Source organism: Aeromonas sp. 96A, from assembly GCF_051919165.1.
Classification (GTDB): domain Bacteria; phylum Pseudomonadota; class Gammaproteobacteria; order Enterobacterales; family Aeromonadaceae; genus Aeromonas; species Aeromonas veronii.
Window position 1 is genome coordinate 4,163,513 of sequence record NZ_JBQBFE010000001.1, and the last position, 12,763, is coordinate 4,176,275.

Genomic DNA, 12,763 nt, shown 5'->3' on the forward strand with positions numbered 1-12,763 from the left:
ATGTTGAGAACCGAGCGCCCCGGTGACATGCTGCCGGTCTATGAGCTGCTGAGTGCCGCCTTCGGTCGTTCCGATGAGGCCGAATTGGTCAACCGCCTGCGCGAATGTGGTGCTGCCGTGGTGACCATGGTCGAAGAGGAAGAGTACGAGTTCATGGGGCACCTGATGCTAAGCCCGATCACCATTAACGGCATGGAAGGTCCCTGGCTCGGTCTGGCGCCGGTCGCGGTTCATCCCGACTGGCAAGGTCAGGGGATTGGTTCTGATCTCATCCGTGAAGGGCTTGATACGGCGCTCGAGATGGACTGGAAAGGGGTGGTGGTACTCGGGGATCCGGTCTACTACAGCCGTTTCGGTTTCCGCCCGGCCAGCGAGTTTGGCCTGCACTGCATCTATGAGGTGCCTGCCGACTGCTTTATGGCGATGGAGCTGCAGGAGCGCGGTTTTGCGGGAGTGCAGGGGGAGGTGCTCTATCACCCCCTGTTTGATGAACTCCCCGACGAGCTGCCGGACGCGCAGGCAGAAGTGTCCCATTTATAGCGAGACGTCGCAGCGACAAGCCATAACGAAAAAGCCCTCAGCGAGGGCTTTTTCATCTTGTATTGGTCCCTGCCGGGCTTATTCGAGCAAATTGGCTCAGGCAATGATATCTAGCTGGGTGCCCTTGCGATTATCTTCGCCCACCATGTCACCCATCTGCTGGGCGAGCGGGCTCTGCTGGAATTGCATGTAGTCGCTGAGATTCTGCTGGCGCTGGTAGCGATTCGCTGCCTGATACATATCAGCCGTGCTCGGGCCCGACTTGCTGTCGGTCTCCTGACCGCTGGCTTCCAGGTAGCGCTCCACCACGGCTTTATCTTGCTGGTTAGCCGTATAAGAGACCGCCAGAGTTCTGCGAGCCGTTGCTTTCTCTTCGCTCTGTGCCTGCAATTCATCCTTCTTGGTCAGTGCTTCGTTACGGGCCTGACTGACCTGCTCGGGTGTGACAGCAGGAGAGGAGGGATATTTGCCGTAATCGGGCAGCGGCATGGGCCGGGAGGTGATTTGCATGGTGGCGCTTCTCTTGTGAACAGGGACGGACGCATGATACCCATCCATTTTAGTTCAATAAATAACCACCTGTCGGTTCATCAAGAGTGGGTTCAGCTTCGCGCATCGATTGTTAATTGAACCGCCTCTGAGTGACAAAAAAGGCGCCATAAGGCGCCTTTTTATACTTCGGTTACTGCCGGATCAGTTAAAGAACCAGTAACCACGGTTGACCAGACGGGTCAGCAGTTGCAGGAAGCCAGCCTGATCGGCCAGTTCCACCATATCGGCCTGAGTGATGATGTCCTTGTCACACAACAGGGAAATGGCTGCCGCGTCTTCGCTCTGCAGAGTCCAGGCTTCACCGTCGATGAAGCACTGCTGGCTCTCGCCGCTAAACCAGACGGTGCGCAGCCCCGGCACCTTGATGGCAGGTTCGCCCTGGGTCAGCAGGTCGGCTACCTCCTCGGCGCTGTAGTCCGGCTCGACCGGATTGACATCGAGATCGTGCTTGGCCTCGGAGATCATGGTGCCGAACCACTCCTTGAACAGGGTCTCGTCATCGAGAGCCTGCTGCATCAGCTCGCGCAGACGGTGCAGCTCGTGTGGCTGGATCTCGCCGTGACGGGCGCGGGGCTTGAGATCGGCATCGCCGTAACGCTCGGTACGCACCTCGTTGTCGATCAGGTGATCGGCAAAGGAGGAGATAAGCGCCTTGGCATCTGGTGCGCGGAAACCCACCGAGAAGTTCATGGAGGGCTCGATGGCGTAGCCTTCGTGGGGGAATCCGGGCGGAATGTAGAGGATGTCGCCCGGCTCCATGATGACGTCGATGATCGCCTCGAACGGCTCGCAGTGCAGCAGGGCGGCATGGGCGGCGAACTCGTTGAGGGGCTTGGCATCGCCAACCCGCCAGTGGCGTTTGCCCAGACCCTGGGTGATAAACACATCGTAATTGTCGATGTGGGGGCCGACACCCGCATGGGGTGTGGAGAAGCTCACCATCACATCGTCAAAGCGCCAGCCCGGGATGAACTGGAACGGCACGGCCAGCTCGTTCACCTCGGGAGCCCAGTGGTTGCAAGCCTGTACCAGAATGGTCCAGTTCTCTTCGCCCAGATGGTCGTAGGATTCGAAGGGGCCGTGGGCCGCATCCCACTTGCCGTCGAAACGGGTGACGAGGCGGGACTCTACCACCTCTTCCATGGCCAGACCCGCCAGCTCGTCCGGGCTGATGGGATCCTGAAAGTCCTTGAAGCCACCCTTGATAAGGAGCGGGCGCTTCTGCCAGTAGTGCTCGAGGAAGTGAGCGATATCCAGATTGAGTTCGTACATGCTGTTTCTCGTGTCTCGCAAAGAGGTTTTGCCCAAGGCAGGCTTGGGAAAAGCCACTCGGGATCCTGCCGTGGCAGGGAAAATAACAGGGGCCCTGTGGCGTATCGTGCACAGGGCCCCTTCGTCACTGCCGGTTGGCTTACTTCAGCAGATCAACCAGACGCTGGGCGTCGCCGATGTAGTTGGCCGGGGTCAGCTTCTTCAGCTCAACCTTGACCGCTTCCGGCAACTCCAGGGTGTCGATAAAGGTACGCATCCCTTCAGCATCGACGCGGCGACCACGGGTCAGCTCCTTGAGCTTCTCGTAGGGCTTCTCGATTCCGTAGCGGCGCATCACGGTCTGGATCGGCTCGGCCAGCACTTCCCAGTTGGCATCCAGATCGGCGGCCATGGCGGCGTCGTTGGCTTCCAGCTTGGAGATGCCCTTGAGGGTCGCCTGATAGGCAATCAGGGAGTAACCCACCGCCACACCCAGGTTGCGCAGTACGGTAGAGTCGGTCAGGTCACGCTGCCAGCGGGAGATGGGCAGCTTGCTCGCCAGATGCTGGAACACGGCGTTGGCCAGACCCAGATTGCCTTCGGAGTTCTCGAAGTCGATGGGGTTGACCTTGTGCGGCATGGTGGAGGAGCCGATTTCCCCCGCGATGGTGCGCTGCTTGAAGTGGCCCAGGGAGATGTAACCCCACACATCGCGGTCGAAGTCGATCAGGATGGTGTTGAAGCGAGCCATGGCGTCGAACAGCTCGGCGATGTAGTCATGCGGCTCGATCTGGGTGGTGTAGGGGTTCCAGGTCAGGCCCAGAGAGGTCACGAACTCCTCGGAGAACTGGTGCCAGTCCACTTCCGGATAGGCGCTGATGTGGGCGTTGTAGTTGCCGACCGCACCGTTGATCTTGCCGAGGATCTCCACCGCCATGATCTGCTTGAACTGGCGCTCCAGACGGTAGGCGACGTTGGCCATTTCCTTGCCCATGGTGCTCGGGGTGGCCGGCTGGCCGTGGGTGCGGGAGAGCAGCGGCATGTCACGGTACTCGTGGGCCAGACGCTTGAGCTCGCTGATCAGCTTCTCGCAATAAGGCTTGATGACCTCTTCGCGAGCGGTTTTCAGCATCAGACCGTGGGAGTTGTTGTTGATGTCTTCCGAGGTGCAGGCGAAGTGGATGAACTCGCTGACAGCCGCCAGCTCCGGGTTCACTTCGACTTTCTCTTTGAGGAAGTACTCCACCGCTTTCACATCATGGTTGGTGGTGCGCTCGATCTGTTTGATGCGGGCGGCGTCACTCTCGTTGAAGTTGCTGACGATGCCGTCGAGCAGGGCGTTGGCGGCCGCGCTCAGGGCAGGGACTTCCGGGATCCCGGCGTGGCTGGCCAGTTTTTGCAACCAGCGCACCTCGACTTCGACGCGAAAACGCAGCAGGCCGAATTCGGAGAAGATAGGGCGCAGGGCATCGGCCTTGTCGCCATAACGACCGTCAATCGGGGAAACAGCAGTCAGCGCGGACAGCTCCATGGGGTGAACTCCTGATGATTTGTGTGGGGGATCCGTATCCACTCGCGCGTGGGGCTGAGTCGTCATCAAGGCGGATGTGCGGTTGTTCACCCTGATGTCGCTCTCGCTTGCCCGCGTGCGAGCCGATGATTAGTAACGTTTGGCCAGCTCCACCATCTTCTTGCGAGCGAAGATGATCTGGGTACGGCTGCCACCGAGCTGACGCCACAGCACGCAGGCACGAATGCCTGCCAACAGCAGGGCGCGCACCTTGTGCTGCACCAACGGTTGCTGCAGGAACAGCGGGGTACCCGCAACCTGGATGCGCGGCCCGATGGGGCTGATAAGATCGCTGTAGATGCTCGCCATGTTGGCCAAAATCTGCTCGTCGAGCAGATCGAAGTGCTGTTGCTGGCGGCCAATCTGGCTGATCCGCTCACCCAGCATATTGAGAATGTCCTTGCGCTTGGCCAGCTTGCGCTCCAGTGCAATCAGGCTTACCACGTAGCGGGTCAGCTCGGCATTCTTCTGGCTGCCGTCGGCACCCAGCTGCTCGACCAGCGCACGGTAGCCGTCGCGAATGGCCAGATGGGTGTTGTTGAACACCTCGAGCGGCTGGCTCGGGTTGGTCACCAGAATACTGGAGAGGCTTTCGCGCAGGGCGGCCTCGTCACAGCTGCCGTCTCGGGCCACCTTCTGCACCAGATACGCGGCCTGGCAGATGCCGGCAAAGGCCATTGTTCTGTCTTGGAATTTATCGCTCACGTCTGCTGCCTTCTGTTAAGGATTCAAACCGGATGGCTGAAACGCTGCTCGATGATGCCGCCGCCCAGACACACTTCCCCGTCGTAGAAGACGGCGGATTGACCCGGGGTGACCGCAGCCTGTTTCTCGTCGAAGATGACCCGGATGGTTTCATCATCGATGGGCTGGATCAGGCAGGGAATATCCTGCTGGCGGTAGCGGGTCTTGACGGTGCATCGACGCGGCTCGCGGATCGGGGTGCGATCCACCCAGTGCAGCTGGCTGGCAATCAAACCATCGGAGTAGAGGCGGGGATGTTCGCCCTGCGCCACCACCAGGGTGTTGCGCTCGACCTCTTTGTCGACCACGTACCAGGCCTCTTCGGTGGCATCTTTGCGCCCACCGATGCCAAGCCCCTTGCGCTGGCCCAGGGTGTGATACATCAGGCCCTGATGCTCGCCGATCACCTTGCCATCGACGGTTTCGATGGGGCCGGGTTGGGCGGGCAGGAACTTGGCCAGGAAGTCCTTGAATTTGCGCTCACCGATAAAGCAGATACCGGTGGAGTCTTTCTTCTTGGCGGTGATGAGATCCAGCTGCTCGGCGATGCGGCGCACCTCGGGCTTTTCCAGATCGCCAACCGGGAACAGGCTCTGACCCACCTGAGCTTGGCTCAAGGTGTAGAGGAAGTAGCTCTGATCCTTGTTGGTATCGAGGCCACGCAGCAGGCGCGGGCGGCCGGTGCTGTCGTCACGGCGCACATAGTGGCCGGTGGCGATGTAGGTGGCCCCCAGCTCTTCGGCGGCAAACTCCAGGAACGCCTTGAACTTGATCTCCTTGTTGCACAGGATATCGGGGTTCGGCGTACGGCCGGCCTTGTACTCTTCGAGGAAGTGCTCGAACACGTTGTCCCAGTACTCGGCGGCGAAGTTGATGGTGTGGAGTTTCATCCCCAGCTTGTCGCAGACGGCCTTGGCATCAGCCAAATCCTGGGCGGCAGAGCAGTACTCGTCCGTGTCGTCTTCTTCCCAGTTCTTCATGAACAAGCCTTCGACCTGATAGCCCTGCTGCTGGAGCAGGTAGGCCGAGACGGAAGAATCCACGCCGCCGGACATGCCGACGATCACCTTGATTTGGCTGTTGTCTGTCATTAGTCGAAGTTACCAGTTCGTTTAAACGGGGCGTATTCTACCAGAGTTTTGCGCCCCCGGTCACATATCCATGCCGCAGTTCCCATCAGGAGCCTGATAGCAGGAAATCGTTTTTCTGTTGTTGGCCTTTGTCACCGAAAAAGAGTGTCAAATGGCCTCATATAAAGGCCTTGAGTGCCGACAGCGGCAGCCGTGTCCCCGCCAGATAATCCTGAATGCACTGCCACACCAGGGGGCTGCGCAGGGCCGGTTTGCACTCCGCGATCTCCGCCAGGGTGAGCCAGTGGCAGGCCAGCACGTCGCCGTCAGGATCCTCTGGATGGTGCTGACCCGGCGCCTTTTCAAGGTCGAAGATGACGGCGGTACGCACAAAGGTGGCCTCGCTGTCCGCCGGCTTGTAGAGATAGACCCCGAGCCAGGCGGTGGGGGCGGCGGTGAGCCCGGTCTCCTCCTTCAGCTCGCGGCAGGCCGCCTGGATGAGATCTTCCCCCGGCTCCACATGACCGGCGGGCTGGTTGAAGCGGCGCTGGCCTTTTATCTCCTCTTCCACCACCAGAAAGCGCCCCTGCCACTGCACCAGGGCGGCGACCGTCAGGCGCGCCTCCATACGGGCGTGGCTGGTGGTCGAGTGCTCTGCCTGATTGCTCATCATGACTCCTTGTCGCTGCTATTGGGATTGCCCGCACGGGCGGGTCTGAGTGCCGTTCCTCGCCCGCTGCTGCGGGGTTTGCCGCCGGTCGGGTTCGTGGCTGCGCGCTCGGTTGGGTGAGTGCTGCGGGGACGCTCGTCCCGTCTCGGCTGGCTAGCCCGCCGTGGCGCCTCCCCTGCCGGTTTGGCCGGTTTGGCGGTATGAGCGCCTGAACGGGATGAGGAGGGACGCGGGCGGCTGCTGGAGCTCGGCGTCAGCTCGGGGGCGGGCAGGCAGCGGCTCTCGCCGGGTGCCAGCCCGTCTTCTTGCCAGTTACCCAAGGTCCAGTCACCGATGGCGTAGCGAATAAGGCGCAAGGTGGGGTGGCCGATATGGGCGGTCATCCGACGCACCTGGCGGTTGCGCCCCTCGATGATCTTGATCTCCAGCCAGCTGGTGGGGATCTCCTTGCGCTCGCGGATCGGCGGATTGCGCGGCCACACCGCAGGTTCATCCATGATGCGCGCCCCGGCGGGCAGGGTCATGCCGTCGTTGAGCTCCACACCGGCGCGAAGGGCGGCCAGTTGATCCTCGCTCGGGATCCCTTCCACCTGCACCCAGTAGGTCTTGGGGGTCTTCTCCCCCGGCTGGGTGAGGCGCGCCTGCAGCTTGCCATCGTTGGTGAGCAGCAGCAGCCCCTCGCTGTCGCGATCGAGCCGCCCTGCAGCATAGATGCCGGGCTCTTTGATGTAATCCTTGAGGGTCTCGCGGCCCGCCTCGTCGGTGAACTGGCAGAGCACCATATAGGGCTTGTTCAGCAGGAGCAATTTGCGATCCGCTGGGGCCAGCTCCGGTTTGCGGGGGGATGCATGGCGGGGTGCGGCTGGTTTGGCCGCCGTGCGCGGGGCGTTATCGCGCGGCGCGCGGCTGACAGAGAGACGGGAGCGGGGAGATTTCATCGGATACACACTTCAGACAGACGATGGCAGCGAGTGTACCACAGGGTGCTGAGGGCAGGATGAATGGCTGGCGTTACAGCAAGCAGCGCCCAGAGCCAATTCGCCTAGCTCAGCAGGTTCTCGATCACGATAGCCTGACGGGCGGGGGGCGAGCCCGCCAACAGCAGGGCGTGGCTGACCACATCGTCGATCATCGCCTGCGCCAGTCGGGTGAGGGGGCGCAGGGTCTCCCGTCCGCTACCAACCGGCACCGCCAGCAGAATAATGGTCTGCACCGGCCCGATTTGAGAGCCCCACTCGATGGGCTCCTTGCAATTGAGCAGGGTCAGCGCTGGCTGGCTGATCCCTTCGCTCAATACATGGGGCATGGCAAGGCCGGGGCGGATGATGGTGGCCGAGACCTGCTCGCGCCGCTCCACCGCGGCGGTCAGTGTGGCGCGGTCGGTGATCAGCTCGGCGGGCAGCAGATCGATCAGATGCTCGAGCGCTTCGGCCTTGGTCAGCGGTTCGGTGCTATGGGCCAGTTGGCGCAGGGCAAAATGGTAGTCGGGCAGAGCGTTGACCAGTCGCAACTCCGCCAGCGCGGCGGTGCGCGGGCGCACCAGCGGTTGACCCAGCTCCCCGCACCAGCAGGTGAAGGCCATGTGGGCGAGCTCGGCATCGCATCCTTCAATTTGCAACTGGCAGAGATCGCCGGGCTGGGTGGCGAGGGTCAACAGGGAGAGCTGGTTGCTGGCGGCAACGGTCTGACGCCGGGTGAGGTTGGCGCAGCGGATGGTGGATTTGAACATCCCCGCCAGCCGGTTCAACTGCTTGGCCTGGGTGATGCTCAACCCCTGCTGGCAGTAGAAGGTGATTTCGCGGGTCAGCATCAGGCCGGGATCGGCAGGGCCTTGAGTACGGCGTTGGCATCCAGCAGCACGGTTTCCAGTCTCACCTGATGGATGGTGCAGCCGAGGAAGCGCTCTTTCTGCTCAATCTCGATATCGGAGGCAATCAGCACCAGGTCGGCGCTGGCAATATCGCGGGCGGTCAGCATGTTTTCCATGCCCATGGCGCCCTGAGTCTCGACCTTGATCTTGAGTCCCAGCCCAGTGGCGGCTTTTTGCAGGGCATCGGCAGCCATATAGGTATGGGCAATACCGGTCGGGCAAGCGGTGACGGCGACGATCTTCATCTGCTCTCTGTGATGCTGACAAGGGGGAGCAACAAGATAGCGCCAGCGGGGGGCTTTTACCAAAAGCGCATATGAAAAGTGGGATCTTGATGGGGATATGCCCGTCCCTTGAACGGCTGTGCAGGCTCATGCCGGGCCAGTCGGGTGTCTGGTTGCTCTAAACAACAAGGGCCACCCCTGTGGGTGGCCCTGAACAATCTGCGTCTGTTGTTATGGCTATCAGGCGGTCTGGGCGGCCAGCTCGGCGGCTTTCAGTTCGCGCTTGATGCGGCGGATCTTGCGCTCCTCGGCGACCGCGACACAACCCATCAGTACCAGACAGGCGGCGGCTGCGATGTCCAGCGCCGCGAAGGTGCCGGTCCAGCCGGTCAGACCGAAGATGGGGGTGCCATCGGCGATCATGCCCAGACCCAGTTTGGCGAAGCTGTCACCAATCAGGTAAGCGAAGGTGCCCTTGACGCCATCGGCCACACTGATGCCCTGCTTGGGTACGAAGCCCACGGCGGCGACGCCGATCAGCAGTTGCGGACCAAACACCAGGAAGCCCAGGGTGAACAGGGAGCCCAGGAACATAAACTGGGTAGTCGCATGCTGGTAGAGACCCAGGGTGGCGATGATCAGCGCCAGTGCCACACAGGCAACCAGACCACGACGGCCATTGGCCAGATCGGAGAGGTAACCCCACATCAGGGTGCCGACCAGTGCGCCCACTTCGAAGAAGGTAAAGCCCTGAATAGCCACGTCTTTGGAGAAGCCCAGCTCCTGGTGGGCATAGACGGTAGACCACTGGTCGATACCGATACGCACCACGTAGAGGAAGATGTTGGCAAAGCAGAGCAGCCAGATCACCTTGTTGAGCAACACGTACTTCACGAAGATCTGCCACTTGGTCAGCTGCTGCTCTTCGGTCGCGATATCCTCTTCGCTCGCCACTTCGTCAAACAGCTCTTCCACCTTGCCCAGGCCATAGGCTTCCGGTGAATCGCTACCAAAGCGCAGGCCGATAAAGCCGACGATCAGCGCGATGATGGAGGGGAAGATAAACATGCCGAGCACGTTGCCATCAAACAGGTAGTTGGCACCGAACAACGCCACACCGGCTGCACCGGCACCGCCCACGTTGTGGGAGAGGTTCCACATACCCAGATAGGTGCCGCGCTTGTTGCGAGGGGTCCACTTGGTGATGGTGGAGTAGCTGCACGAACCGCCACAGCTCTGGAAGAAACCGCTCAGGGCATAGAAGAAGATCATGAAGTAGAGGCTAAAACCTGTGCCGCCCATGCTGGCACTGAAGCCCAGCATGCAGAGCGCGGAGAGGATCAGCATCAGCGGCAGGAACTGCTTGGTGTTCTTGCCATCGGCGTAGTAGGAGACGATGGTCTTGCCCACCCCGTAGGTGATGGAGAAGCCAAGGCCGATCATGCCAAGCTCGGTCATGGAGAGACCGTACTCCTGGATCATGTCATTTTGCGCAATGTTGAAGTTCTTGCGGATCAGATACATGGTCAATAGCCAATAAATACAACCAGATAAGATTGCATAAACGGCTTGAACCAGAGCTTGCGCCGGGCTTCGACCGGCAGGTCGAGGGTGGGGACCCGGACCTGTTGGAGCAATTTCAACATCTTCGTTCATCCTCTGCGAGATAGACGGTATTTCCGCCGCGCCCCTCATTTGTAGATAGGTTGTTCGAGGTCACGCCACGGAAGGGGGAACGGAACGTCGGGGCTGTCAGCCGTTGCTGCGCTCGACGCTCCATCCATATAAACCCGGGCCCGGCACGGGATGACGGGGCACATTGCCCGTCGCGGTGCGGGTCACGACATCAGGTGGGGTGACTCTAATAAGAGGGGCAAAAAATGGCTTGAGAGCCATCCCTAGTGGGGCTAGGAAATTTTCCTAGTTTTTGCGCTTTCGCGGACAAAGCGTGAGAAACATCACACCGCTGACGCCAGATTGCTGCCATTTCAGCCAGTTTGGCGCTCTGTGTGAGTGCTGGGCTGGGCTGGGCTGGGCTGGGCTGGGCTGGGCTGGGCTGGGCTGGGAAGGGTGCCAGGGAAAGGCAAGGGGAGAGGTGAAGGGAGAGTGCTTATCGACCACTATTTCTCGGGGGGCGATTTTGGGAAATACGGCTCGTCAGCCATCCCAAAAAACAAGAGGCCACCCCGTGGGGTGACCTCTTTTTATGCTCTACGAGACGACATGGCGATGGAGGCCTCAGGCCGCCTTGGCCAGAGTTACCTCATCACTCTTTTTGACCCGCAGTTTTTTCAGGGCAACCGCCACCACGCCGGTGACGATGGCACCGCAGATCATGCAGAGCAGGGCCAGCAGCGGCTTGTTGACCGCACCCAGCAGGGCCACGATGGGGCCACCGTGGGCGACGCTGTTGGTGATGCCAAACAGGAAGGCCATCACCGCTGCGGTCATGCTGCCCAGAATGTTGGCCGGGATCACGGCCAGCGGGTCACGGGCGGCGAACGGAATCGCACCTTCGGAGATCCCCACCAGACCCATGGCGCCGGCGGCTTTGCCCGCTTCGATTTCAGAAGCATCGAAGATACCCAGCTTGCGACCGAGCACGGTCGCCAGCGACATGCCAAGGGGCGCAGCCGGGATGGCGCAGGCCATGGCACCCATAAACTGGGTCTGACCGGAGGCGATCATGCCGACGGAGAAGAGGAAGGCCACCTTGTTGACCGGGCCACCCATATCAAAGCCGGCCATACCCCCCAGCACTATACCCAGCAGCACCAGACTGCCACCGCTCATGGAGAGCAGCATGGCGTTGAGGCCAGTCATCATGTCGGCAATCGGGGCGCCGATGATGAAGATAAATACCGCAGCGATAAAGAGTGACCCAACGATGGGGGCGATCAGGATCGGCACCAGCGGCTGCACCATCTTGTGGTACTGGCGAGTGGCAATCCAGCGCACCAGATAGCCGACCAGGAGGCCCGCGATGATGGCACCGATAAAGCCGGTACCTGCGTCAGCGCCGTAGAAACTGCCGTTGTTGGCGATCCAGCCGCCGATAAAGCCAGGTGCCAGTGCCGGACGGTCACCGATGGCGTAGGCGATATAGCCCGCCAGAATGGGGATCATCAGGGTGAAGGCGGCCACGCCGACGTTGAGGATCTGGTTCCACATGCTCCCTTCCGGGATCTGCATGCCGCTCGGGGTCGGGTTGCCGCCGATGGCCAGTGACAGGGCGATAAGCAGACCACCGGTCACTACAAACGGGATCATGTGCGATACGCCGTTCATCAGGTAGCGGTAGAGATCCGAGCTGCCGCCGCTGGCGCGCTTCTCGTCACCCTTCTTCTCATCCTTGTCTGCCACATAGGCGGGGGCTTTCAGGGCCTGCTCGATCAGACCCTTGCCATCCTTGATGGGGGCCTTCACGCCGGTTTTGATGAGCGGCTTGCCAGCAAAGCGGGCCATGTCCACCTGCTTGTCACAGGCGACCACGATGGCGGTGGCGCGGGCGATCTCGTCCGCGGTCGGGCTGTTCTTGACGCCGATGGAGCCGTTGGTCTCCACCTTCACCTCATAACCCAGCTCCTTGGCGGCGCGCTCCAGCGACTCGGCAGCCAGATAGGTGTGGGCGATTCCGGCCGGGCAGCCGGTGACACCGATGATAAAGCCTTTGCTGGTGGTCGGTGCCGCGCTCTGCTCCTCTTTCTTGGCCAGCAGCAGCGCCAGCGCATCGGCCGGGGTGTTGGCCGCCAGCAGTTTGGCGATAAAGCCCTCTTCGATCAGCTTGGCGGAGAGCTCGGCCAGCACCTCGATATGGTGGTTGGCGCCGCCATCGGGGGAGGCGATCATGAAGAAAATGTGGGACGGCTTGCCATCTTCGGCGCCGTACTCGATGCCGTTGCGGCTGATGCCGATGGCGACCGCCGGGTTGCATACCGCCGCACTCTTGGCGTGGGGCAGGGCCACGCCCTCTTCAAAGCCGGTGTTGCCCAGCTCTTCGCGGGCCCACAGATCCTTGATAAAGGCCTGCTCGTCGCTGACCTTGCCTTGCGACGCCAGCAGGCGGGCCATCTCGGTGAAGACCTCTTCCTTACGCGTCGCTTTCAAATCGAGGTTGATCAGATGTTCATTGATCAAGGTGGTGATCATGGCGCTCTCCCCGCTCCGTTGCCGGAGCCTGTTGGCATGCCGCCCTTGCAGGCCGGCATGCAGACAAAATTGACCCGACTATTATCGCGCCGGGGCAGAGGTCACCCTATCGGACAAATGTGC

The 12,763-nt window shown here is 61.1% G+C and carries 11 protein-coding genes and 1 pseudogene; 1 reads left to right on the forward strand and 11 read right to left on the reverse strand.

Translation table 11 applies throughout. The features are described from left to right. The gene (locus ACTG2W_RS19405) at positions 1 to 540 is read left to right on the forward strand and encodes a GNAT family N-acetyltransferase (RefSeq protein WP_013723560.1); all 540 of its coding nucleotides are present in this window, start codon (positions 1 to 3) and stop codon (positions 538 to 540) included. A gap of 96 nt (positions 541 to 636) precedes the next feature. On the opposite strand, the gene ACTG2W_RS19410 is transcribed toward ACTG2W_RS19405, so the two are convergent. From ACTG2W_RS19410 to ACTG2W_RS19460, 11 genes and pseudogenes are all read right to left on the reverse strand, one after another. Continuing rightward, complete coding sequence (locus tag ACTG2W_RS19410; RefSeq protein WP_440016467.1) at positions 637 to 1,050, reverse strand: hypothetical protein; 414 nt, start codon at positions 1,048 to 1,050, stop codon at positions 637 to 639. 183 nt (positions 1,051 to 1,233) lie between these two features. After that, positions 1,234 to 2,364, reverse strand: coding sequence for a ribosomal protein uL16 3-hydroxylase (locus ACTG2W_RS19415; protein WP_005353621.1), 1,131 nt, complete (start codon positions 2,362 to 2,364; stop codon positions 1,234 to 1,236). 139 nt (positions 2,365 to 2,503) lie between these two features. Continuing rightward, positions 2,504 to 3,874, reverse strand: a complete 1,371-nt coding sequence (gene purB, locus ACTG2W_RS19420; protein ID WP_279624236.1) for an adenylosuccinate lyase — start codon at positions 3,872 to 3,874, stop codon at positions 2,504 to 2,506. Positions 3,875 to 4,003: 129 nt separating this feature from the next. Continuing rightward, a complete protein-coding gene (hflD, locus tag ACTG2W_RS19425; RefSeq protein ID WP_005334622.1) occupies positions 4,004 to 4,618 on the reverse strand; it encodes a high frequency lysogenization protein HflD in 615 nt (204 codons plus the stop codon). A gap of 23 nt (positions 4,619 to 4,641) precedes the next feature. Then, positions 4,642 to 5,748: a tRNA 2-thiouridine(34) synthase MnmA gene (gene mnmA / locus ACTG2W_RS19430; protein WP_041217717.1), complete on the reverse strand. Its 1,107-nt coding sequence runs from the start codon at positions 5,746 to 5,748 to the stop codon at positions 4,642 to 4,644. A gap of 157 nt (positions 5,749 to 5,905) precedes the next feature. Beyond that, a complete protein-coding gene (locus tag ACTG2W_RS19435) occupies positions 5,906 to 6,397 on the reverse strand; it encodes an NUDIX hydrolase (RefSeq protein ID WP_181281567.1) in 492 nt (163 codons plus the stop codon). Beyond that, complete coding sequence (locus tag ACTG2W_RS19440) at positions 6,397 to 7,335, reverse strand: pseudouridine synthase (protein ID WP_106842714.1); 939 nt, start codon at positions 7,333 to 7,335, stop codon at positions 6,397 to 6,399. The genes ACTG2W_RS19435 and ACTG2W_RS19440 overlap by 1 nt, the downstream gene beginning before the upstream one ends. Before the next feature lie 104 nt (positions 7,336 to 7,439). Beyond that, a complete protein-coding gene (locus tag ACTG2W_RS19445; RefSeq protein ID WP_440016468.1) occupies positions 7,440 to 8,207 on the reverse strand; it encodes a PTS sugar transporter subunit IIA in 768 nt (255 codons plus the stop codon). Continuing rightward, positions 8,207 to 8,512: a PTS fructose transporter subunit IIB gene (locus ACTG2W_RS19450; RefSeq protein ID WP_005334611.1), complete on the reverse strand. Its 306-nt coding sequence runs from the start codon at positions 8,510 to 8,512 to the stop codon at positions 8,207 to 8,209. Before ACTG2W_RS19450 ends, ACTG2W_RS19445 begins: the two co-directional genes overlap by 1 nt. Positions 8,513 to 8,731: 219 nt before the next feature. Further along, positions 8,732 to 10,137: pseudogene (gene uhpT / locus ACTG2W_RS19455) on the reverse strand (hexose-6-phosphate:phosphate antiporter). 592 nt (positions 10,138 to 10,729) lie between these two features. After that, a complete protein-coding gene (locus ACTG2W_RS19460) occupies positions 10,730 to 12,640 on the reverse strand; it encodes a PTS fructose transporter subunit IIABC (RefSeq protein WP_440016470.1) in 1,911 nt (636 codons plus the stop codon). Between the last annotated feature and the right edge of the window lie 123 nt (positions 12,641 to 12,763).

What these genes read in the sequence shown, in the direction of transcription:
- ACTG2W_RS19405 (WP_013723560.1), top strand. Translation starts at nt 1, where the DNA reads ATGTTGAGAACCGAGCGCCCCGGTGACATGCTGCCGGTCTATGAGCTG.
- ACTG2W_RS19440 (WP_106842714.1), bottom strand. Translation starts at nt 7,335, where the DNA reads ATGAAATCTCCCCGCTCCCGTCTCTCTGTCAGCCGCGCGCCGCGCGAT.
- mnmA (WP_041217717.1), bottom strand. Translation starts at nt 5,748, where the DNA reads ATGACAGACAACAGCCAAATCAAGGTGATCGTCGGCATGTCCGGCGGC.
- ACTG2W_RS19445 (WP_440016468.1), bottom strand. Translation starts at nt 8,207, where the DNA reads ATGCTGACCCGCGAAATCACCTTCTACTGCCAGCAGGGGTTGAGCATC.
- ACTG2W_RS19435 (WP_181281567.1), bottom strand. Translation starts at nt 6,397, where the DNA reads ATGAGCAATCAGGCAGAGCACTCGACCACCAGCCACGCCCGTATGGAG.
- ACTG2W_RS19410 (WP_440016467.1), bottom strand. Translation starts at nt 1,050, where the DNA reads ATGCAAATCACCTCCCGGCCCATGCCGCTGCCCGATTACGGCAAATAT.
- ACTG2W_RS19460 (WP_440016470.1), bottom strand. Translation starts at nt 12,640, where the DNA reads ATGATCACCACCTTGATCAATGAACATCTGATCAACCTCGATTTGAAA.
- ACTG2W_RS19415 (WP_005353621.1), bottom strand. Translation starts at nt 2,364, where the DNA reads ATGTACGAACTCAATCTGGATATCGCTCACTTCCTCGAGCACTACTGG.
- ACTG2W_RS19450 (WP_005334611.1), bottom strand. Translation starts at nt 8,512, where the DNA reads ATGAAGATCGTCGCCGTCACCGCTTGCCCGACCGGTATTGCCCATACC.
- purB (WP_279624236.1), bottom strand. Translation starts at nt 3,874, where the DNA reads ATGGAGCTGTCCGCGCTGACTGCTGTTTCCCCGATTGACGGTCGTTAT.